The sequence below is a fragment of the Enterobacter sp. KB-221C9 genome (assembly GCF_041320715.1).
GTDB classification, from domain to species: domain Bacteria; phylum Pseudomonadota; class Gammaproteobacteria; order Enterobacterales; family Enterobacteriaceae; genus Enterobacter; species Enterobacter asburiae_D.
The window spans coordinates 1-21,352 of the sequence record NZ_JBGIWG010000016.1 but is presented as its reverse complement, the minus strand read 5'-3'; the positions used below and the strand labels follow the sequence as shown (position 1 = coordinate 21,352).

At 52.4% G+C, this 21,352-nt stretch carries 30 protein-coding genes; all 30 read right to left on the bottom strand.

Going from position 1 to position 21,352, the window contains the following annotated elements:
* Nucleotides 1-22 precede the first annotated feature (22 nt).
* Nucleotides 23-733 carry a C40 family peptidase gene (locus AB8846_RS19620; protein WP_370733457.1) on the bottom strand — a complete coding sequence of 237 codons (711 nt, stop codon included), beginning with the start codon at nt 731-733 and terminating at the stop codon, nt 23-25.
* A gap of 1 nt (nt 734) precedes the next feature.
* Entirely contained in the window at nt 735-1,490 is a 756-nt protein-coding gene (locus tag AB8846_RS19615; RefSeq protein ID WP_370733456.1) for a phage minor tail protein L, read from the bottom strand.
* Entirely contained in the window at nt 1,487-1,834 is a 348-nt protein-coding gene (locus AB8846_RS19610; protein ID WP_370733455.1) for a phage tail protein, read from the bottom strand. The genes AB8846_RS19615 and AB8846_RS19610 overlap by 4 nt, the downstream gene beginning before the upstream one ends.
* A gap of 62 nt (nt 1,835-1,896) precedes the next feature.
* The gene (locus tag AB8846_RS19605; RefSeq protein WP_370733454.1) at nt 1,897-2,178 is read right to left on the bottom strand and encodes a hypothetical protein; all 282 of its coding nucleotides are present in this window, start codon (nt 2,176-2,178) and stop codon (nt 1,897-1,899) included.
* A 113-nt stretch (nt 2,179-2,291) separates the two neighbouring features.
* Nucleotides 2,292-5,204, bottom strand: coding sequence for a phage tail tape measure protein (locus AB8846_RS19600; RefSeq protein WP_370733453.1), 2,913 nt, complete (start codon nt 5,202-5,204; stop codon nt 2,292-2,294).
* Complete coding sequence (locus AB8846_RS19595; RefSeq protein WP_370733501.1) at nt 5,201-5,464, bottom strand: DUF1799 domain-containing protein; 264 nt, start codon at nt 5,462-5,464, stop codon at nt 5,201-5,203. Before AB8846_RS19595 ends, AB8846_RS19600 begins: the two co-directional genes overlap by 4 nt.
* Nucleotides 5,465-5,511: 47 nt before the next feature.
* Nucleotides 5,512-5,823, bottom strand: coding sequence for a phage tail assembly chaperone (locus tag AB8846_RS19590; protein WP_024907206.1), 312 nt, complete (start codon nt 5,821-5,823; stop codon nt 5,512-5,514).
* 64 nt (nt 5,824-5,887) lie between these two features.
* Nucleotides 5,888-6,559 (bottom strand): phage tail protein, encoded by a 672-nt coding sequence (locus AB8846_RS19585; RefSeq protein ID WP_370733452.1) that lies wholly within the window; start codon nt 6,557-6,559, stop codon nt 5,888-5,890.
* A 66-nt stretch (nt 6,560-6,625) separates the two neighbouring features.
* Nucleotides 6,626-7,036, bottom strand: a complete 411-nt coding sequence (locus AB8846_RS19580; protein WP_370733451.1) for a DUF4128 domain-containing protein — start codon at nt 7,034-7,036, stop codon at nt 6,626-6,628.
* Nucleotides 7,033-7,617 (bottom strand): hypothetical protein, encoded by a 585-nt coding sequence (locus AB8846_RS19575; RefSeq protein ID WP_370733450.1) that lies wholly within the window; start codon nt 7,615-7,617, stop codon nt 7,033-7,035. Before AB8846_RS19575 ends, AB8846_RS19580 begins: the two co-directional genes overlap by 4 nt.
* A gap of 1 nt (nt 7,618) precedes the next feature.
* Nucleotides 7,619-7,969, bottom strand: a complete 351-nt coding sequence (locus AB8846_RS19570; protein ID WP_370733449.1) for a hypothetical protein — start codon at nt 7,967-7,969, stop codon at nt 7,619-7,621.
* Nucleotides 7,969-8,451 (bottom strand): DnaT-like ssDNA-binding protein, encoded by a 483-nt coding sequence (locus AB8846_RS19565; protein WP_370733448.1) that lies wholly within the window; start codon nt 8,449-8,451, stop codon nt 7,969-7,971. The genes AB8846_RS19570 and AB8846_RS19565 overlap by 1 nt, the downstream gene beginning before the upstream one ends.
* Before the next feature lie 36 nt (nt 8,452-8,487).
* Nucleotides 8,488-8,715, bottom strand: coding sequence for an Ig-like domain-containing protein (locus AB8846_RS19560; protein ID WP_370733500.1), 228 nt, complete (start codon nt 8,713-8,715; stop codon nt 8,488-8,490).
* Nucleotides 8,716-8,768: 53 nt separating this feature from the next.
* Nucleotides 8,769-9,722, bottom strand: coding sequence for a major capsid protein (locus AB8846_RS19555; RefSeq protein WP_046092056.1), 954 nt, complete (start codon nt 9,720-9,722; stop codon nt 8,769-8,771).
* Between the two features lie 11 nt (nt 9,723-9,733).
* Nucleotides 9,734-10,504, bottom strand: a complete 771-nt coding sequence (locus AB8846_RS19550) for a hypothetical protein (RefSeq protein ID WP_370733447.1) — start codon at nt 10,502-10,504, stop codon at nt 9,734-9,736.
* A gap of 80 nt (nt 10,505-10,584) precedes the next feature.
* Nucleotides 10,585-11,682, bottom strand: coding sequence for a phage minor head protein (locus AB8846_RS19545; protein WP_370733446.1), 1,098 nt, complete (start codon nt 11,680-11,682; stop codon nt 10,585-10,587).
* Between the two features lies 1 nt (nt 11,683).
* Nucleotides 11,684-13,072 (bottom strand): DUF4055 domain-containing protein, encoded by a 1,389-nt coding sequence (locus tag AB8846_RS19540; protein ID WP_211437932.1) that lies wholly within the window; start codon nt 13,070-13,072, stop codon nt 11,684-11,686.
* Between the two features lies 1 nt (nt 13,073).
* Complete coding sequence (locus AB8846_RS19535; RefSeq protein ID WP_181616708.1) at nt 13,074-14,381, bottom strand: terminase large subunit domain-containing protein; 1,308 nt, start codon at nt 14,379-14,381, stop codon at nt 13,074-13,076.
* On the bottom strand, nt 14,359-15,348 hold the full coding sequence (locus tag AB8846_RS19530) for a terminase small subunit (RefSeq protein ID WP_370733445.1): 990 nt from the start codon (nt 15,346-15,348) through the stop codon (nt 14,359-14,361). Before AB8846_RS19530 ends, AB8846_RS19535 begins: the two co-directional genes overlap by 23 nt.
* Before the next feature lie 77 nt (nt 15,349-15,425).
* Nucleotides 15,426-15,599 (bottom strand): GnsA/GnsB family addiction module toxin, encoded by a 174-nt coding sequence (locus AB8846_RS19525; protein WP_065419808.1) that lies wholly within the window; start codon nt 15,597-15,599, stop codon nt 15,426-15,428.
* A 935-nt stretch (nt 15,600-16,534) separates the two neighbouring features.
* Nucleotides 16,535-16,996 (bottom strand): lysis protein, encoded by a 462-nt coding sequence (locus AB8846_RS19520; protein ID WP_370733444.1) that lies wholly within the window; start codon nt 16,994-16,996, stop codon nt 16,535-16,537.
* Nucleotides 16,993-17,487 carry a lysozyme gene (locus AB8846_RS19515; protein ID WP_370733443.1) on the bottom strand — a complete coding sequence of 165 codons (495 nt, stop codon included), beginning with the start codon at nt 17,485-17,487 and terminating at the stop codon, nt 16,993-16,995. The genes AB8846_RS19520 and AB8846_RS19515 overlap by 4 nt, the downstream gene beginning before the upstream one ends.
* On the bottom strand, nt 17,465-17,689 hold the full coding sequence (locus AB8846_RS19510; protein ID WP_370733442.1) for a class II holin family protein: 225 nt from the start codon (nt 17,687-17,689) through the stop codon (nt 17,465-17,467). Before AB8846_RS19510 ends, AB8846_RS19515 begins: the two co-directional genes overlap by 23 nt.
* Before the next feature lie 612 nt (nt 17,690-18,301).
* Nucleotides 18,302-18,493, bottom strand: coding sequence for a hypothetical protein (locus AB8846_RS19505; protein WP_370733441.1), 192 nt, complete (start codon nt 18,491-18,493; stop codon nt 18,302-18,304).
* A gap of 192 nt (nt 18,494-18,685) precedes the next feature.
* Nucleotides 18,686-19,519: an antitermination protein gene (locus AB8846_RS19500; RefSeq protein WP_370733440.1), complete on the bottom strand. Its 834-nt coding sequence runs from the start codon at nt 19,517-19,519 to the stop codon at nt 18,686-18,688.
* A complete protein-coding gene (gene rusA, locus AB8846_RS19495; protein ID WP_370733439.1) occupies nt 19,516-19,878 on the bottom strand; it encodes a crossover junction endodeoxyribonuclease RusA in 363 nt (120 codons plus the stop codon). The genes AB8846_RS19500 and rusA overlap by 4 nt, the downstream gene beginning before the upstream one ends.
* Nucleotides 19,879-19,880: 2 nt before the next feature.
* Nucleotides 19,881-20,081: a hypothetical protein gene (locus tag AB8846_RS19490; protein WP_071957454.1), complete on the bottom strand. Its 201-nt coding sequence runs from the start codon at nt 20,079-20,081 to the stop codon at nt 19,881-19,883.
* Nucleotides 20,082-20,085: 4 nt separating this feature from the next.
* Nucleotides 20,086-20,688, bottom strand: coding sequence for a DUF1367 family protein (locus AB8846_RS19485; protein ID WP_370733438.1), 603 nt, complete (start codon nt 20,686-20,688; stop codon nt 20,086-20,088).
* A 39-nt stretch (nt 20,689-20,727) separates the two neighbouring features.
* A complete protein-coding gene (locus AB8846_RS19480) occupies nt 20,728-20,970 on the bottom strand; it encodes a hypothetical protein (protein WP_072034227.1) in 243 nt (80 codons plus the stop codon).
* 107 nt (nt 20,971-21,077) lie between these two features.
* Complete coding sequence (locus tag AB8846_RS19475) at nt 21,078-21,302, bottom strand: DinI family protein (protein ID WP_063441146.1); 225 nt, start codon at nt 21,300-21,302, stop codon at nt 21,078-21,080.
* Nucleotides 21,303-21,352 lie beyond the last annotated feature (50 nt).

The following is a 21,352-nucleotide window of genomic DNA, read 5'->3' as shown; positions in this document are numbered from 1 at the left end:
AAAAAACTGTCACAGGCGGTTATCAGAAACAGTCTTTAAAGCGCAGTATTTTCATTGTGCGCTCACGCCAGTAACCGCCATAAGGTACGCGCTGGCTAAGATGCCCATAAAGGTGATGCAGTAGCATGTTGCCTTCCAGCAGAATCCCCGCATGATTCCACTTATCAGCCTGAACCTGCATGATCACCATATCGCCAGGTTTTGGCGGCCCGTCGAATTCACGGAATCCGCACGCATACCAGCAATCCTGATAGAAGTTGTCCGGATAGTCGTTTTGCCACCAGGGATAATCGACCCGGTAATCGTGAAGCTCTATCCCGTGCGTTTGCCGGAAATAGCTCATCACCAGCCCCCAGCAGTCAAAGTGACCAAGCACAAACGGACGCTCGAGCAGCGGCAGCTCTCCACGTGGCTGGATGGTCCGTAAATCCCCCTCCGGCCAGCTCACGATATGCCAGGGTAAAAGGGTTGCATCACATTGCGCTTTATCCAGTTCGCTCGGTTGCGTCGAGGCATCAGGGTGACTGTGAGCGATGGCGATCACCCTCCCCCAGTCCTCAGCAGCTGCGTAGTCTTCGGGGCAAAGTACAAAATTGTCCTCCGGTGCCGCGGCAAGATTCCGGCACGGGAAATAACGTTCAACACGGCTTTTCTGCGCCACTACGCCGCAACACTCGCGAGGATACTCAGCTGCAGCATGGGCCATAATCGCATCGATGGTTTTCTGGCGCATATCAGCTCCTGATCAAAGACGTGCCCGGAAAACCACCGAATGAGAGTTCGTTATTTTCGCCGAATCGAAGTTTGCAGGCCGTCAGCGTGCCGTTGCATTCATCCAGCGACGGATCGCTCACCGAGTTGTTGTTTATGTCGAAATAGCGGGTACCGGCATAGTCGCAGCCGTCGCCGGTGCGATATTTATTCCGGATACACCAGGTACACAGAGAATGAAGTTGACGTGTAGGGATCATCTTTCCCTGTAACGACATCGGGCTATCGAGTACGAATTCGATACTTTCTCCCGGAATTTCGCTGCTTTTGCTATCAATGTAAAAAACTCGTTTTCTGACCTGTTGCGGATCAGCTGTTGCGTTACCTGCAGGGAAGTTCTTCGCATCGAGATAGTGCGAATAGGTGTCATGGATAGTGACTTTCGCCTGTAGCATATCGTCATAGGCAAGGCACAGCGCTGTAATCTTGCTTTCGATATCTGCAACCGTCAGCGTTGGCTGGGCACTGTTGCCTTCTGTGGAGGCTTCTAGCCCTTCAATTTGATACGGCCAGGCGGCATATTCTTCCCCCTGCCACCAGATGCTTTTCGCCTTCAGCTTTGATTCATCACCACCAGCGGCGGCGATTTCTTCTTCCGTGTGCGGGAGGTTGTACGCGTGAAATCGCAGTACATCATCCACGCCGAACGTAGAGCCATCAACTTCGATAAGCCGGACTTTATTGCCGGGCTCAAGGCTTTGATAGTCTGCTGTGATCATGGAGCGTACGCCTGTTTGAATGTTGCGGAAATGGTCATAACATTGCTGGATAAGGGCTGTGATTTGATTGATTCGGCCTCAATCCGATAGAGCCCTGTTTCGCCAACTGGCGATGTCCAGATAAATGACTTTGTGACGTGAGAACGAAAGAATTTCAGGGCCTGAAGCATGTCCGCTTTTTTCCCCGTCAGCGTGACAGGCCATGACTGCTTTTCAGGGTTAATGCCTTCCCCGGCGATCTGCTCATAGCCGTCGCCAAAGGTTGCAGAGCGCGCTTTAAGGCTGAACGATCCTTCCATTCCCGCCTGTATCTGTGTTCGCCAGGTGAACGTTTCGATTGCCATGCTTTCTCCGGGCATAAAAAAACCGCAGAAGCGGGTTTAAAAATAAAACTGAAAATAGGTTATTAATTCCTTCGACCCATTTCATCACGCATGAAATCGAGATTAGATTTAAGAGGGCTAGCTTCATTCTTACACTTGCCCAAATTTTCAGCTATTAGGTTCAGCTCCTGAGTACTTTTAGAGTACTTCTCCAAATCCATCACGCTCATGCTGGCATGAACAGCATCTGTACCGCAGTTAACAAGTTGCTTGTTGTATTTGAACATCGCCCATTCGACACCTGCTATCGTCACCGGCACGCCCAATACAAAACCAATTAACCAAATAGCAATTTTTGCTTTCACTGCCAACTCCATGAAAAGTGCTTGTAGAGTGTTTTATCGGCCAAGTTCTAGAACAACCTAGCGGATTTACGCGGTTTTACGCGCATTGATTCATTGGATAGTCGTTTTGCCTTCTAACGTGATTTCGTTGCATTCCAGATCAAACCACCTGGTTGGAGCTGCCTCGCAATCCCTGCACGCACTGACTGATCAATGGTCTGCTTGTAGGCCCGAGAAATAGCTTCGTTGTTTCCAGAAGTCTGCTGGTGAGTGTTCTGGTTTTGAACGACCACGGAAGTTTGAACGGTTACGCCACCAGCTGCATTTGATTGCAGCCCATACAATGGGGCAGTACCAACATAGCCGCCGTTTGCATACCCCTGAGCTCCACGCATAAGCGCATAGAGATTGCCCACACCCAATGCACTGGTCGCTTCCTTCGTAAATACAAACTCACCACCATGAACTACACCTTTCGGTTGGTATTTGCCGCCATCACCGGTGTAACCGCCGCTATCGAATCCCGGCACCAGACCGCCACCAGAGAAACCAAAAAAAGCCCCGATACTCGTCCCACCAAAGGCTGACTTCATTCCATTAACCAGAGCCAGTTGAGTCAGCATCTGGGCTATGCCCTTCAGGAAGGTAGTCAGGAAGTCTGAGAAGTTAGATTTACCAGTAGTAAAAAAGTCAGTGAGTGTGCTGGCCATCCCGGTGAACGCATTGCTGGTAATCGTCTGCACCTGCGAGTAAACATTGGTCGCGCTGTCCTCAAATTCAGCCCAGCCCTTTTTCGCGCCGGTCAACCAGTCGTCACGCAACCTGTCCTCTGCATCATAGTAATCATTCGCCGCTTTAAGCTGCTTCTGATATCCCTCGTCGTCAAGCGTGCCGCCGGAGTTGATCCAGCCAGAAGAAAGCTGGCTTTTTGCCAGCTCACGTTGTGCCTGACGGTCACTCATCCCGGCACCGTTCACTAATGCAGCCTGTTTCTCTGCCATCTGCGTGACGTATTTCTGCGAGGTATCCATTCGCTTGTTTAGCTGTTCCTGCGCGGTAATCTGATCACCTAACAGGGCTTTCTGCCGTGCCAACTGAAGCACCTGGTCTTTACTCGCCAGCAGGGATTGCTCCTGCTTTGTCAGTGAACGTGAACGCGAGGCCTCCTCCAGCACCTGAAATTTCGCTTCAGTCGTCCACAGATCTTTGCGCTGCTGACTGATAGTGTCGTTCAGCCCTTTATGCTGCTGCAGCGCGCGTAACTGTGCCTGAAGCGCCAGTAGCTCGGCCTGGGCAGCAGCCGTGCTGCGATCGCCAGCCGATAAAGCGCCCTGCTTTCCGGTTTTCGTCTTTTTACCAAAAGAAGCGACTCCTTCACGATCCTTCTGGGTGGTTGCGGTACTTATCTTTCTGGTCATATCGAGGTATTTACCTGCACTGATATCAGCCGCATCCCAGTCTTTTTTCAGCTGAGAAACGCTGTCGCCATAAGCACCTGCCATTTGTTCGTTGTAGTCCTGCCATCCCTGCAGAGTATCTGTTTTCGCCCAGTCGGGAACGAGATTAATCGCGGCAGCGATAGAGGAAGAAATAATCTGGTTCAGCTTCTGGAAAACGATCGCAACGCTGTAATAAATTGCGTTGAATTCCTTCAGTGTGTTTGATGTCAGCTCAGCAACCCACTGACCGATACTCTGCATGGCCTCAGACGCCCAGCCTTTGATATCCAGCCACAGGCGCCCAAACGGTGTCAGCGAGTCGTAAGCCTGCTCTCCACGTTTTGCCATCGTATCGCCAAACAGGTCCATAGCCTGCGTAACGGCCGCGGTCTGGTCCTTTTGCTTTATCAGATCGTCAATATGCTTAAGTTGTGAAACGGTCAGGAAGTTGTATTGTTCGTTGAGACTCTGCAGCGCTTTAACAGGGTCTTTTTCGATGTCCTTATAGGCTTTGGCGATGTCCTGCGCCGAGACTATACCGGTCTGAACCGCCATCGCCGTGGAGCCCGCCGCTTTTTCAAGTTGCTGCTGTGTCATCGATCCCATACCAACCAGCTCAGTCATCAAACTCTGAACGGTACCTACAGTAGCGCCAGTAAAGGCAGCAATAGACTGGGAGGAAGCCATGATCTGGAGCGCTGACGTGTCGGCAATGTTGCCAGTCCTGATAATGGCCTTGTTGATTTCGTCGTAGGCGGTGAAGTAGTCCGATCCCGCTTTGGCCGCAATCAGTACAGCACCGGCCAGGCCACCAATGGCCACTCGGGCAGGAGTCACCATCGACAACATCGCTTTCAGAGCATTGCCTACTCCGCCAAACGAATCGCGCAGCTGGCCGCCCTGTTGAATGGCTACCATATAAACCGGCATACCGGACGCCAATGAAGTTACAATGTCGGTCATTTGCATTGGAAGATAACGCATCGCGTTGCGGTATTGCCCCGCGCTGATCGCTCCTGACTTCCACGCTTCCTCCTGCTCTTTCAGTCGGGCGATCATCGGTGCAGCACGATCGGACACGCCAAGTTGGGCTGCTTTTAGCTCTAACAGTTCTGCGCGCGTTTTCCCGATTGCTGTGACCTGCTCTTCCAGCGAATCGATAAAGGTTTTGCCCGCCGCAGCTGCACGCTGCGCTGCCTGTGCCTGTTCAATGCGAGCCCGCCCCTCTGCGGTCTCAGACTCCATGACCTGCGCCAGTTTAGCTCGGGTCGTCTCAAGCACGCTGTTGTAGCGAGTAAAATCCTCGTCTCCCACCAGCCCTTTAACGCGAAATTTCGCCAGGCTCTCCTGGATAGTATCCAGTTCATCCAGCGCCTTGTTGACCGGGCTGATTTTATTCAGCAGGTTCTGCAGCTCCTGGCGCTGTTGCTTCAGGCTTTCGCTGTTCTTCTTCTGGTTGTCGATACCGGTGCGGAACGTACTGTTCAGGTCATCCGCTTTACCTGCCGCGGCGGACGCGGTCTCCTGAAAGCGATCCAGTGCCTGATTACCGCGCTCCAGCTCGCCGGTATTTACACGCAGGGAAATCGTGGCGATATCGTTACTCATTCCGCCCTCTCTTTATGCATAACTTTTAGTGCGGCGCTCTCCATCACCCGGATATCAGAAAGCGCGGTTACCTCGTCGTCAATGTTGTGCAGACGCATTACCCAGGGCAAAACGTTATAGTCGAGCCCGGACGCGCCGCCCATTCCCGTTCGCCATTGCGTGCTGACAGCCTGAAACACCAGGAATGAAGGCCAGATATCGGGCCAGACATCTACGAAATTATCGTCATAGTCATCCGGCGTAAGCCCGTAAGGCGCCAGATCTGCCGCGGTGGGTTCAGGCGTATAGAACGCAGAGGCAACCGCTATCAGTTTTTTTCGCGCTGTCCCATCAGCTCACGGTAGTAGGTTTCCGGGATGGCCTTCATCGCCGCCGGATAGTTCTCCAGCAGCACCGACAGGTTTTCCGCGTTGAATGCGTCGGGAAGTGCCCAGCCAGCAATGATTTCCATCAGAAAATCAGTGGCGGTTTTGCCTTCGAGTTTTTCCAGGTCAGCCAGTTCTTTAAGTGGTTTGTGATTAAACGTGAACGTCAACACGCCATCCTCATCGCCGGCCCGGGGGATCGAGACATTGGCCTTAAATGTTGGTTTGGGCTGAAGAGTGAATTTGGTCGCCATCGATACCTCTTAACGGAAAAAAGCCTCCACAATGGGAGGCATGGAATAGTGAAAGCTCTGACGGCTAGGCGGCAGCGTCAGTCACCTTGTAGAACGTCATCGCCGGTGACTGCAGGTTCAGCACCACACTTACTGTCTCTACCTCGTTAACCGCAGTAGTTGGCGTATCGTCAAAAGACGCCGTGGCCGCCCAGTAACGGTTTTCCTTCGCCTTCGGCACGTACATGTAAGCCGCAACCGTCTCTTCGTCTTCATCCAACTGGCGAAGCAGCGAATATACGGGGAGAGTGGAGTCATGCGCGATCGAGTAGGTCTGGGAGACTGCGGATTTATAGGTATTCAGGTTGCGCTGGCGATCATCGCTGAGGAACTGAATCTGTGTGGTGTTCTGATCGCCACCAGATTTCGACACCTCAGTAATTTGCGGCAGCTCGGTCCATTCAAGCACCTTGCGGATCGAACCGGTACCGCCACCAGCGGCATATTTGTTTTTGTTGGTGGTATTGATATTGCGAAGAGTTACGGCGCTTTCGGCAATCGCATCAATTTTTGCAATGACGTTATCAACACCGGACCAATTGCAGTTCACATGAACAATATCACCCACCTTGAGTGCGTCCGCTTCACTCACGGTGATCACCATATTTTCGGCGTTCGTCGCCCCAGTGAAAGTAATGGCTGGGCCATAACCCGATGCCAGATAGACGTGAGCGCCGTTAGGCAATGCAAAGCCCATATTGGTTACTCCTTTAGAAACGGGAAAACCGGCAAAGTGCCGGTCAGGTTTAGAAGGTTGCAAGGATTAGCTGGAGATATCGGCTCGATAATTGAGACTAACGGGAACGGTATAAGAGACAGATGTAGTGATACCGCGGAAAACACCAGGCGTTTGATCTATCCAGCATGTAAAGCCACTGCCTTCAATCTCTTGCCCCTCGGGGAACAATTCAGCCACGCGATCAGCCAGGGCCGCAACATCGGTACGGCCTGTGCCTGCTGGGGCCACAACGTTAATCTGGTATACACCTGAATAAATGCGGCAGCGCAATCCAAGGTCTACCGTACGCGGCGTGGCGGGCATGTCATGGACAGCAAGATAGAGCCCATCAGATGGCGGTGTGAACGGTACGTTTTCCCAGGCAACCGGGACATCTTCGGCATCAGCCCACTCGCCTAGCCTTGCGGCTAGCGCCGCCGCGATATCGGGGATCATTTAGTCACCTCCCTTACTGCTTCCTCAAAAAATCGCTGAAACTCAGCAGCAGTAATGCGTACCATCCCTCCCGGAGCCTGGGAAGAGTGCCCCATCTCCAGTCGATACGCGTAAGGGACGTTGTTGCAGAAATAAATAGCCTTCATCCCGACTTTGAACAGCGACAGCGTGTAATTTCCTGCGGCTTTTGTCAGATTTCCGGTTTTATCAATACGGCCTGTTTCATCTATTGTCGGTGCATCAAAAGACACCTGCCAGTTGCCCCGAAACCGTCCACCGGTATATCCGGGCGGCGCTTTGATATCCATCCCATCCACCAGCCGTGCCTTTTTCTTAAGCCGTCCTGTTTTGGTCAGGTTGTCGGGGTTCGCCCGTTGCGCCTCGTTGTGGTCGTACACAGCGCGATTATAGGAAACGGCTGTCTGGTTAACTTCCCACAACTCCGGGTTGCCCACTGGGGACATCATCACCAGTTGATTAAGGATCCGAATGCCGACAGCACGTACGACCGCTACCTGATTAGCTTTGGCTTTGTCCACGAACGCGGTGATGGCAGCCGTGAACGCCTTATTATCGTCCATGTTATGCCCTCAACTGAGCTTTGTAGCAGATCACCACAGGGCCCGGTTTCACGGGGTTAGGTTTAACTACGCGGTGGATTACGCCGTCCACGACGATCAGATCGCCGGTTTTAATTACCTTCTCAGCAGTGAAGACAATCCGTACATCACCGTTTTCAATGACGGTTCCATCAATTTCGCCTGGCGCGTAATCCGTCTTAACTCCTGTGGCGGTGAACTGGATATCCTCGTAACGATGCTCCACACCACCGATGACGATTAACGTGCCCTTACGCGTGACGTTGTATGCAATGCCGTTCTGCTTGAGCATACGAGTCGTTGTCGCCTGCATTCGCTGATAGTTGATGGCCATTACGCGCGCTCCGCGAAAGTATTGATTGCATATCCACGCCCACCAGCCAGGTCGCCGAGAATAGCCATTACCGCCGGGTAAGTTGGCGTAAACACCTCACCGTCGGCAACCGCATAGGTCATGGTTACGGCGCCTTCGACACGTTCGGTTTTCACAGCGGCTTCGCGCACGCTGGAGAGTAAATCGCCGTCGACTGCCTCTACCGCCAGCATGCACTGCGCGGTTATAACCTGCCGTGGAACTTCATCCGGCGGGAAATCATGTTCATCCAGAACTACATTCACGCGTGGCCATGCCAGCGGCTGTCGAGGGTCTGCTTTGGAACCTACCCAATCAAGCCCTTCCAGGTAGTCCATCGCCTTAATCAGTAACGGTGCGAGCTTTTCAGGCAGCTCAATCCCTCTCAGCGCGGCAAATGACGCCAGTTCATCTTCGCTGGCGTAACTGTTAACGTCAGCGGCGGTGATATCAGTATTAATCATCTGAGCATCCGGTGAATGGGGCTTACGCCCCATCGATTAGCCAGCTGCAGGTGCGGTGAAGGTGATTTCCTCACTCGATTTAGCAATACCATCAACAGTACCAGTGACTGTGAAAGTACCTGCCATATCAGAGGTAAGTTTGACCGTCGCCCCACCAGCAGAGCCGGTTAGAGAACTGACAGTGCTGAGCGTGCCGCCGGTTGAATTCCAGGCAACGGTTTTGCCGGAAACACCTGCGCCGTTTAGCGCGTACTTAAGGGAAATGGTGACCGCATCGGTGCTGTCAGCGGTTGCGGAGGTTTTATCCGCTGACAGCGTTACTCCCCCGCTGCGGATCCCAGCTTAATCAGCACGCCAGCCGTAGATTTGTTACTGGTGAAGTGCTTCTTCCAGTTACCTGCAGTGCCGATTTTGGTCAGGTCCGGGTTGTCACCTTTCGAGGTATCCCAGCTGTAACCTAGCAGGTCGACATTCACCACGCCTTCAGCACGGTACCCGATCGCCAGGTTTTCCTGATCGTTGATGTCGTAGGAACGGAACCCCGGCGCCTGAGACTCGGTGACGGTAACCGCTCCGGCTACCAGCCCAAGAATCGCATCAGCGTCCATGGTGTCGGTCACCAGCACAGGTTTACCCAGGGTGCCTGGCTGACCACCGTAGACCACCACGCCAGCTTCTTCGTAGATTTTGTTGGCGATCGCCTCATCCACGATGTCGAAGTAAGTGGCGGAGTGCATAACGAAGAGCACAACACGGTTGAACTTGTCGCCGTACTTACGCAGGCCGCGCGTCAGGGTCTTCTTACCGTCTGTTTCGATATCGGCGGTGACCACCATATCCGCGTTGGCGCCAATAGCTGCCGTCAGCGCCTTCAGGCCGTATTTCACGTAGCCTTCCAGCGTCGCGTCAGCCACGTCAGTGCCGATCACTTCGGAGAACTCGTCAACCGAGCGGCCGCGGCGTTTGAACGCTTCTTCGGTAGTTTCGTATGGACCGTATTTCCACGGCGCTTTGACTGATACGGCTTCACCGGCGCCAATCTTCTTACCCGTCACTTTTTCGGTGGAGTTAACGTCACGCGATTCGATTGAGCCGCCCACTTTGTAGAAAGCTCGCTTGCGGAAATCGCCTTCAATCAGCTCGTTATCCAGCAGGATCGCACCGTTGGAGGACGCGTTGAAAATTGCCAGGTTGTCCTGGCGGCGCTCGAGGAAAGCGGTCTGCGCCAGATCGTCATAAATGATAAGGTCACTATTAACAGTGGTAGACATGGGTTAATTCCTTATTTCGGAAGTTTGAGGAAGGCCTGCTGGCCATGCTTGCGGATGTAGTCCGCTTTGTCGCTGGCGCTCATTTCGGAACGTTTCAGGCTGCCACCGCCGTTTGGTTTGTGTCCGCCCGCGCCGGTGCCTTCTGCGCGTGGGAACAGATGCGGAGCCGTCTCCTTAAGAGACTCCGCCCACTCAAGCGGGCTTAGTGGAGTTTTGCCGTCTTTACCGAACAGAACATCGCCATTTGCATCAACTGCTACGGCCTCGCCTTCGTCGTTGAGCTGGAATGTGCCTTTGGCACGTAGGATCAGATCGTCGGATGCTTCCGGCAGCGCGCCAGCTTTTGAGGCTGCTGCACGGATTGCATCGCCCAGAACTCGATCCCGGAATTTATTGGAGAACGCTTCGGCTTTGTCCGCGCGCTCGTTTGCGGCTTTGATTTGCTTATCGACGTCAGCACGCAGACGCTCGGTGCGCTTATCGAGCACCTCATCGATTTTCCCTGCGGCAATCAGCTTTGCCTCTTCGTCGTCGGAAAAACGCTGGAGAATGCCGCGTACAGCGTCTGGATCGATACCTTCAAAGCGGGACAGGTTTTCTTTCTGCTGTTTAATGGTGCCCAGCAGCTCAGAGTTTTTCGATTTCAGGCCAGTGACTTCGCTGGTCACACGCTCATCAATCAGCTTCTGGATTTCTGGGGTGATTTCGATACCACCGCCACCTCTGCCCTCGCCGCCACTTTCTGGTGCGTAAAATTTCAAGAGCATGTTTCGAATTAACATAATTTCCCCTCGGGATTTTGCCGGGCCTAGCCCATAAAAAAGCCCCGGCGGATGCCAGGGCGTGGAGTAAGATGTGATTGTTAGTTGTCTGTGCCTGAGAGCTGCTTCAGACGTTCCAGGCTGATCCATTCCCCTTTGTCAGTGAACATATCAGCCAGGTCGATTTCACCCGCTCGAAACAGACGGCCACGCTCGGCACCCAGAACCTGATCCTGTCTTTGAGCGGGCTGACGCGCGAGCCATTCCAGATATGAGGTTTTCGCCGGTACCTGCCCATCCATGCTGGCTCGAGTGCCCTCGTCCATCTCATCAATATCAATGCCGAGTTCGCGCCACGACTTGAGGATCAGGGTTTCAGTAGAACGACAGCAAAAATGAATTTTCCCGGGTCCCTGTAGGTAAGGCACCTTATGCCCGACCGGTTTGTTATCCAGGGTATAGCGCAGCAGGTCACGAATAATGCAGTCGTGGCTGGTTTTATTGTCCAGCGTAGACAGCCACTGTTTGCCTTTTACGATATCGCTGTTGGCAATGGTGAAGCTGTTGCGTGCTGTGGCAGCCAGATGATTTACGGCTGTTTTAGCGATGCTGGCGGCATTTGCCCTGCTCATCTGCAGCGCGCCGTCGCGATAGTCTTTGTTGGCGTGGCCACGAACATTGCGGGCTATAGTTTCTACCGTGTCGCCGGCAAGATAACCCCTGCGGACAGCGTTCACGATACGCGCCAGCCTGTCCGATTCCAGATTAACCGCCCACTCACTCAGCAGCCGCCCCTGAAAGGGCTGCGCCATCGCCGCGGCATACACCATATCGGCGGTGATGCCCTGCAGCGGATAGTGAGACAAGACCTGTGATGGCAGAAGGGAATCGAACAGGCTCAGCTGATAACTGGCTTCGTTCTTTGCCAGCGCCACCAGCTCACTCTCGAGCCCTGCCTGCATGGACGCTACGGCTTGATGGTTAAGCTCACGCACGTTGCCCAGTAAACTCTGCAGACGGCTAACGGTGAAGCTCTCAGGAGGCAATCTGTCCAGCGCATCCAGTAGACGTGCCGACAGGTCAGCATCCATCTCGTTAAGCAACTTCACCATCCGGTTTGCCACGCCGGTGGCGTAGCGGCTTAACCAGACGGAATGCGCAATCGATTCATCATGCAGGTTTTCGTTAATGGTGGGCATATCAGCCTCCCGTCAACATGGGTGCCTGATTGCGAAGCGCATCAATAACCTCGTCCGGGCTGTCGGCCGGGTCAATGAGATCGAGTTTCTGCAGTGCACGAATCATATCGCTATCGCGCAGCGCACCGGACTGCCAGGCGTTGACGATTGCCGTCACCATGCCCGACTCGGCAACCTTCGCTATGAATTCCTGATTGATGGTGTAACTCGTCGTTTCGCCCTTGATGCCGAGGTATTTCGCACACCATCCCAGCGCCAGCGTATAGGCCTCAGAAACGTTTGATACGCAGATACCGAGCACCGACGTTGAGGATGTTTGCTCCCCGCTTGCCTGGGTTGCCGTCTTCGCCGTGGCGTTCTGCTCAATCAACCGGGCGCCAAGCTGCACCATGTAATCGCGCTTGCTGTCCATGGCCTCTTTAGCAAGCATGTTCGGCTGCGCCTGGGCATAGCCAAACGCCCCCTCCTTGGGAAGCAAAAGCGGTGATCGGGAACCAATTTTCACGCCCTTCTTTTCGAGGTGATCGCGCCAGTTGGTATCAAGCCCGGTCATGTACGGCTGCACCTGGCCACAGAACCATACGCTGTCTTCATAGTCAGCGCTGTTACGGTAATGCCCGTGGTTTATCTCCACCAGCGCAGCCAGCGGTGAATCATCAATGGTAGGATCGTTGTTCTGGGCCCCGACGAATGTGAACGGAATTTCATCCCAGTAGTCCTGCCCTTTAGGCTTAGGATGATATTCGCTATCGACGGTGTAGGTTCCGCTTGCTGTGCCACCAGCCCGGCGCCACACCCGGCAGATGAATCGCCCTTCTTCCAGCGCCAGCTCGCGATACTGTATTTCGTCCTTGTAAGCGTAACCATCCGGCTCTTCTACGCATTCGCGCAGAACCACAAGCACCAGCTGATCGCGCCCGTTAATTCGCTTTGTTCGCCAGTTGATAATGTTCTCTGCCGGATAGCGGAGGATGATCGCCTCATCGGATGCTTGTGCGTAGTCGACATAAAGCCCCTCTCGCGCAACCTCCAGCACGTTCTCGGCCACCAGCTGTGACTGTTGATAGATACTGGTACCGGCCCCGTCAGCATTGTCCAGCAGGTATTTCAGCTTTTCAGGACCGTTAAACGTGGGGTCCTTGCGATACGCCATCCCAAGCATGCCGATCTTCGTATTGCCCGCAATGGCATAGAACACCGCGCGGTTCAGATAGTCCTCATTACGTTTACGGTTGCGCGTGGATTTATCGGTTGGATCAAGATAAGGTAGGTACTTATTACCCGCTGCCTTTACAGCTTCAGCCCCTTTGCAAAAGTCCCTGTATTTCCGCCAAGCAGCAGAAGCCGCCCGGTGTTCTGGTCGAACCCAGGTGATGTCGTCGTTTGCCATATCAGAAAGTGGTGTCCATGGTGATTGAGTATGCCGGTTTCACGATCGGGTAATCTTTCACGATGAAGTACCCACCAGCATCGTTGGGGTGATCGTTATCAGCTGATTTGTCCGGTTCGCCATTGGCCGCCCAGATTTGCTGCTCGAGGCTCTCGGTGTAAACCGGGCAGTTCTGAACGTTCACCAGATAGCGGCGTTCGCCGTTGGCGTTGCAGAACATGGCGTTCATTGAGTTGATACGGTCCTTAACCGGCGGGTTGGCATCATCAACAATGACGCTGAATCCGGCATCATTGAGCTGAGCAATATCGGTCTTGCTGGCGTTCTGGGATTTGCGGGAGTCGCCTGAGGCATCCGGATAGATGTAAATCTCCCGGCTCTTCACGTAGCGACCATCCTCGTAGCGCCAGAACTCTTCCTGAATGCGCTTAATCATCGCCGGCGTGTCGTAGACCTTCACCAGCTCACGAACCGCACGCGGCAGGCCATTACGCTTAACGTGAACAATCGCGGCCATTTTTCCAACGTTGAAGTCCATACCGATAAACAGCGGATCCCCGTCCTGAATCTCGTCAGAACAGTTATTCAGCTTGCGGTTAAAGGTGTGGTAAATGGTCCCGCTGTTAAGGTTGGTGAACTTCCCGCGCAGATAGGCCTGAATCAGTTCGTCAGGGTAAGAACTCAGCAGCGATGGTATGTAATCAGGCGGCAGATTCTTCGCATTGTCGAATGTGCTGGCCTGAATCAGTCCATACAGCGCCGCAAGCTCTGGCTTTTCACGTACCGCCTTCACGAACTGCTGGTAGACGAACTTGAACCCTTCTGGCGTCGTCGTTACATCGATGCCATTACGCAGCCCATCAACCTTGTAACGCATACGAGCGATGATTTTTCGCCACGCCTGCTGCGCTTTGGCAGCCGCCATGACGTCCAGCTCATCCACCATCGCATTACCGATTTTGAAGCCGACTATCGAGCCGGGTTTCTCCATCGAACGGCAGATGGTTGTCCCGCGGTAGCGCCGTCCCTCGTAGAAGTGAACCTCTTTGTTCCCTTCGTTGATTTTGACGGTTAACCCCCAGTCGAAGGCTACCTCTTCAATCGTCGGGTAGAAGATGTCGCGGATTTGTGGGTACGTCGGCGCGAAATAGCCCTGGTTAATCTTCGGGTGTTCCCACATCCCTTTGCAGATGCCGCCACAACCCACCCACGTTTTACCGGAACCGAATCCGGCAACGTAGGCTTTGAACTTGTGCTGCATTGCCAGGAAGCGCGCCTGAGGAATATTAAGTGTCGGGCTGATCCCCATCATCTGCCCTCGCGTCCACTACATTGATATTGATCTGTACTGGGGTTGGCTCGTCGTCGTCACCATCACCGGCCAGCTCTTTACGGAGTTTCTCGACCTCAAGCTGCCGGCGTTCGATTTCAATCTGCTGCAGGCGCTGCGCGAACTCGCTGTCAGCCAGGCCCAGGCGCTTCATCACCGCTTCGAACATTCTTTCGCGGCTGATGGCTGTGATTTCGACACCATTCTTGCCAACCTTCACGCCTGAATAGGCAAGCTTGGAAACAGCCGGGAGTTTGCGTGTATCAGGGAAGTAAGGCTGGCCAATGCCGTCACCATTACAGCGCGGGCATTCAGGGTTAGGCTCTCGGTTGTGATCGTAACCGTAGCCGCCAGTGTCCTTGGGTGGTCTTACACCCTCTTTGCCTTCCGCTTTTGCGAGTGCTTCGTCAAACTCAACTGCATCGCGCCACTGGTAATGATGACCGAAGCCCCAGCAGTAACGACACGCGCCGCGGCGATACTGCGAAAGCTGGTTTGCATCGAAAGTGGCGAGCTGCCACATCTGCGCAAGGACTTCATCGGCGCTGCCAAGCGTGCGCGCAATGGAGGCTTTTTGCTGCTGCGCAATTGCCTGCGCAACGTTAGGATTCGCTATGAGCTGACGACCGTAGTTTGAGTCACTATAACCAGCACGTGCAGCGGCGGCTGTCGCGTTATTGTCCTTCAGGTATTCAGCAATAAAGCGCTTTACCTTCGCGCTAAGCTTTATGTCCACCAGCTCTTCTGCGCATTGTTCTTTCTGCGTTGTGCGCACTTTTTTTTGCGCAGAATTTTGCGCAGTTTGCGCATGAGGTTTTTTGATGTATCGGCGGGCAGTCGCATAATTCAGTCCCTGCGCTTCACACCACTCTTTCGGTGATACGCCGGTTGCGGCATGTTCGGACAGGAACCGTTGCTGAAGCTCGCCCCAGTCCGGTTTTGCCATGTTTTTTCCTTGCGTCACTCACTGTCAAATAGCAATAAAAAAGGCCGCATGAGCGACCTTGTTTTGTGAAGATACGATTAAAGGAGTTTGATTTTGACCTCGTACCCCTCAAGACCTGTCATCGCTTCACGAGCGATAAACTCAATTTCGGAAACTTCATGGCCTGTTTTTTTTCGTAACTCTGAAATTTTTTTTGATATGAGGGCAGAAATTTCTTCTTCTGCCTTGTGCGTCAGTTCTTCAATTTTCATTATTACCTCTTTTGGCCGTTTACTATTTCCATTATCAAGTGAGGCGACAGTTATCGATAAATTGCCGCTAACCTAACTGTATGTAAATAGTAGACTACCTGTGTAACAGATGCTGAATGGGCTAACGTTCAACTAGTCACCTACAGGAGGACCCCAGCATCAGTAATGCCCTAAAGAATGATAAAAAAATCTCCATCATCATTACAAGGGCTTTTGCCATATGGTGCAGGATACCTCCTGATGAATCGTCGCTTAGTCACCGGAAGCCCGCAGCCTAATTTGTTAAAGATTGGCGCATGACAAGAAGACCCATCAGACACGTCACTGCCACTATGAACAGGGAACCTTCCACTACAGCGAAACCTGTAGGCAGTGGTTATCTTTTCCGTCAAGGATCAACAACCGCAAGATGCGAGGTTTCACATTATTGCATTTAAAGGTGTATTTAGTTTGCAATATTTGTGTGAGATGTTATTTTGCCAAAGCCTTAGAGCAAGAAGCACACAAATAAAACAAAAGATTCAACTCATAATTGCCCCTCACAAGGGGCATTTTTTATGGCAGAACGCAGTTCTACCCATTCCTTTTTGTGCATGTGATTTCGAGTAAAATTTAATCTGATTATTGGGAATATCATGTGAAGCATATGCAACAAGTAAGAACTATCAAAGACTGTCAGCCTGAGGAAATTCCTAATACTTTTCGCTTACGCTTGTTGATTATTGGTTGACTGCCAGGCTATCCAAGACTCTGATGCGGAGAATGCCAACTCCAGGGAATCATCGATAAAAAGAGCAAGTGAAACTGAGACTCCTTTAGCTCTCCTTGCGAGGGCTTTTTTTTTGGCATCACCCAACCTATCAGGTTGCGCTTAAAATTTTAGATAATGCTAGTGTCCAAGAGCGAGATAGTGACAGAACCTTACGGATGCGGCTCTATTTCAAACATTGCTCTTTGATGTAGTCCTGCAAATATCCGACCTGCTTTGTCACTGTGACGATTCTTTCTCTGAGGGTGAAATAATCCCGTTCAGCGGAGTCAGTAAGTCTGGGGCTGGTAGCATCGCCCATGCCGCCGGTGCTGGTCGCTCCGTTCGCGGGACATCTGGCGTTGACGTGCAGCCCACACTTACCAGTGCTAACGCAACGCTGCAGATCTGCAAGCTGAGATTTCGCATCGGCTAATTCCTTCGTGTATTTAGCATCCAGTGCCGCTGCGTCACGCTGGCGGGTCTGCATGTCTTTGATGGTGGCGATCGACAGGCTGAGTTTCTCAGTGGCTTTATCGCGTTGGTCTTTATAAGCGATGGCGTTGTCGCGGTAGTGGTTAATCGCCCAAGCCATGGAAACTAGAAGGCTGATAACGACAGCGAAGATGATGGCTGTTAATCGGCTCATTTCTGGCCCCACTCGCATACTTCCCGCTCAATCTCACGACGGGTTATCAGCCCCTTCCACTGTTTGCCACCGGCATACGTCCAGCGCTGCAGCTCTTTGCATGCTCCCGGAACATCACCGGCATTCAGTTTTTTCAGAAGCGTTGATCTGCTGAATGCGCCAGCCCCCACGTTATAGGTGAAAGAGTAAAGTGCGGCGCGGGTAGGCTCAGGGACGTGGACCTTAATTAGCGGGTCGATAGCTGCAGCAACCTTGCGCAGATCTGACTGCAGTAAGGCATCACATTCTTTATCGGTATAGCGATGACCTCGGCGTATGTCGACACCGGTGTGCCCATCGCAAACAGTCCAGACACCAACGACATCCTGATAAGCGTAATATCGTCGCCCTTCCAGACCATCAGCATTACCCAGCATGATCGCTGCTATAGAGATTGCACCGGATCCGCCAACAATGACGCCCACCAGCTTATTTCTGAGTGTCGGGTTCATCTTGACTCCTGCAACGGCGGTTGTCTTCGCGGATTTTGAAATAGAGATTTGTAAGGTACGTCATCACTGCAATGATGATGCCCACCAGCACGCCGATAGCGTTCCACTGTTCGGGACTGTAGGCATTCAGCATGCCGTTTAGGATGCTGCCGGCTGAAGCGCCGTATGCAGCGCCGGTGGTTAATTTGTCCATGCGATACATGCTCTCACCTCGCTCTGTGCGGGTGCTAAATTTGGGAATAAAAAAAGCCCGCTCTTTCGAAGCGGGCCAATGAGTTGACTATTTGCAAGGTAGGTGTGAGTGAGACCTATGCTCAGGAGTGAAACTGTATCGGCTGATTCACTATAGGCTCAGGAGAACCACCGAAGAATTAGGCACATCCCACAGCTCAAAGCTGTAGCAGGAGATTACAAAACCATAAAAAAAGGCCTGCTTTTTATGGCAGGCTCTCAAGGAATTTGAAACTTGTATTGTTGTTGTCATGGTGCCGGGTGCCTCCCGGTGACTCTACCTCAGTCAGCAAAGACGCGCGCATACCTGCAGATAGCAGTTGACTGGAACGCCCTTTCGCTTAAAAAGGATTCACCACAGAAATAATTTACGTGCTATTCATTCCTGTGGTCAATGAATTATCTTTGAACAAAAAAAAGCCTACTCATAGGAGCAGGCAACCAGACGCTAACAGCATGCACGCTGTTAGTGAACGCACTAAATACAAAGCACTTCCATATCCATTCCACCGGATATTTAGAAGAGTAGTTCGAAAAGGATGAAGTGCAATAAATACAGTGCAATAACGTGCGATAAATCTTCTTAGCTAATTGGTGGAGAAAGCGGGCCGGAGAGAACTTCCGCTTCTCCGTTATCGCAGAGGGGATCTCCCTGCGTCAGATGCCAGACACCAGTTATAGTCTGGCCAGTTTCAAGATCCTCGGTTACACCATTGGTGTAGTAGGCAACCTTAATCCTGCCGTTGTGCTGTATCCAGTAGAAACCTTCTTCCATTTTCCCTCCTGCGTGGTTGGGAAAATTATAAGTCACCGCGGGGGTGGTTGGTTTTAGAAATTCTTAAATCGCTATTAAGCAAAAAGCCCCACGGTGTTAACCGCAGGGCTTTAAACGAAGGCAATAACCCATCGTTAGAGCAAAATTACCACAGATTCGGGAAAAGTAAATAGCTCACGATAAATTCATGCCCTATTCTGTTATCTTCTTGAGCTGCGCTTCTGTCCATGCCTCTTCGATGTCAAACTTAGTAATCAACTGATCGTAGAATGGCTTAACAGACTTCTTCCAGGTATCGAGGCTGATTGCATCCGTTATCTGGCACATCGCGGCGTAAGCCTCAGTTGATGGAATTCGTTCATACCCGCGCCCGCTGCAGCGCTTGCAATCAGCCAGAACCGGAACACCTTGCTGTTCTGTAAGAGCCTGATTAACGGCTTTCCCGCGTCCATGACAATCTCTACAGGCGCAGCTGACAACCTTCTTCCCCTTACACTGCGGGCAGATTACGCGCGCTACTTCCCTGACCTCTCTACGCACCTCATACTCAGAAGGACGAATATCCTCTGCGCCCATGTTCAGGGAGATCTTCACGAACTTCTTCTCTTTTGCCGGAGTGTGAGACTTCATGCTGAAAACCTCAGCGTCAATAAACCCTTCCCCATTGCAGCCATAGCACTGCTTCACGCTGGCGGCGCTGCGGGAATAGTCTTCGAACGCGAAGGTGGCCAGCTGATGCATCACCAATGGTTTAACCCCTGGATCCAGTTTGCGCAGCGCAGCCACCCGATCGCACTTAGTCAACGAGTACTGGGCCAGCAGTTCGATCGCCCTCTTCCGGTCATTGTTGCTGATACCCATCTTCCCGAGAAAGGCGCTGTATCCCAAAGCTGCCCGTTCCTGCGTCATGCCCATCGCAGCCATGATATCCGTCCCGGTTAACGAGTCTGACGCCGTTGCACGCGGAGAGTCGCAGATCATTGTCGATTTGGCGAAGTGATATTTGAGGGTGTTTTCAAGGTTCATGCGGTCTCCAGCTCAGTAATGGTGAGTTCTAATTTCCCGCCCTTAAAGACAGGCATTTTCACAACGCGATAGTCGACAACCTGGCAGTCATCCAGCCAGAATCCCGCCTTGGTTAAAGCGTCGAATGTAGCTTTCTGCAGGTTATCCAGATCGCGGCGCCGGCGGTCGGGCATGTGACATTCAATTCGGATTTTGAGTAGTGCAGCCGTCCGGATATTAAGCCGGGCGCTTCGAATGATACTGGCCACGTCATAGCGGTACGCGACGCCATCAGCACTGATATGCGTGCGCCCGCGGTTGTGTCGATAATACCGGTTGTTGCTCGGCGGCCAGGGCAAAGTGATTTGATATGTCTTCACGTTCACCCCCACATCCGGTTTCGCCAGCGGCTATCCGGGCGGGCTGGCGTATTTGAGGTCGGAAGAAATGCACTGACAGTCCAGGTCACGTAATCCGGGTTAAGGCTACGCTCAACCCGGACGCCACGTGCTTTGTAACGCTTAACCAGTTCATCGGCCTGTTCGGTGCTGCAATCGGTGTGGTGGAACCAGGAATACTTCATTCCATCACCCCGCGAAGCCAAGCAACTGAGAGGCGACATTTTCTGCCTCATCACGACTGCGGAATGAACGGGACAGGACCCAGCGCCAGAGGACATCGAGCGCGGCTTTATAGAGCTGCTGGAACTCGAGCTCGTCCATGTTGGCGAATGAAATGCTGCGAGGATGCTTTTTGAGTGTGCCGTCAGGTAGCTGAATGGCATCAAAGTGCCCTGCCTCGACGATCACCCATGAGCGGTAAGCATCGAAGGATTTACACAGGCTAATGCCATTCGTGACGCGCCGGTAAGCAACCTGCTCAAGATACTGCTCGGCAGCATCGATAAGCGCGCCTTCATTCCCGCCATACGAAGCCAGGAACTTGGCGTAGCCGGTGATCAGCTTCCGCTCGTTACTCGAGATAGCCCCGCCGGTTGGTTCCCAGTATTCAAAACCGAGATTGAGAAGCGCGAAAAAGCGTCGGTGGAATGCCGGGTTTCGTACACGTCTGAACTCGGCCACAAGAACATCGCCGAGCCGGGTTTTGGATTGCAGGATATCGCTGGTCTCGGGAGTAGCCGGGATCAGTATTCCTGAATGGTGTTTGATAAGTTGTAATTCTAGCGCCATGGTTCTCTCCGTGGCGCATCAGGTATAGGGTGTTCAGGCCTATGAAAGAATAATATCAGACGGTGGTGTAACTCGGTACCCCAGTCGTTTTGCAAATTGCATAAACCCGTTGAGAGTGAAGATTTCTTCCTCGTCGAGTAACGGTCGTAATGAAACTATTCCATTTACTCGATAAACCAGATATCTCCCTTCCGCCGGGAAGCTATAGATGACTGCGTTATCGGCCCTTCTGACCACGTCGTACCATTGATCATCTGCATTAAAGGCATCTGCACTACACACTATTTTCCCCCAGAGCGACTTATTGACACGATAAACAGTAATCGGGAACAGCCAGGGGAGCGCAAACAGCAATACTCTTTGAAACTGCTCCAGTGAAATTCACGCGATTAATTAAACCACTCGTCAGCGCTTTCCCAGGTCTCCTGCACGATATGTTCGACCTCTTTCTTGTCACCCCCGAAAACAGTCAGCCCATCATGGCTGGCACGCTTAATCGTAAGCTGGCAATCATCAAACTGCTTGCTGAGCCTTTTCAGCAGTTCTGACTCGAGCGCAGGTATAGATCCATCAGGAAGTTTCTTCATGCGATCAATGGTTAACTCGATTTTCATTTTTCCCTCCGCAATGAATTACTGTATGTATATACAGTATATTTATAAAC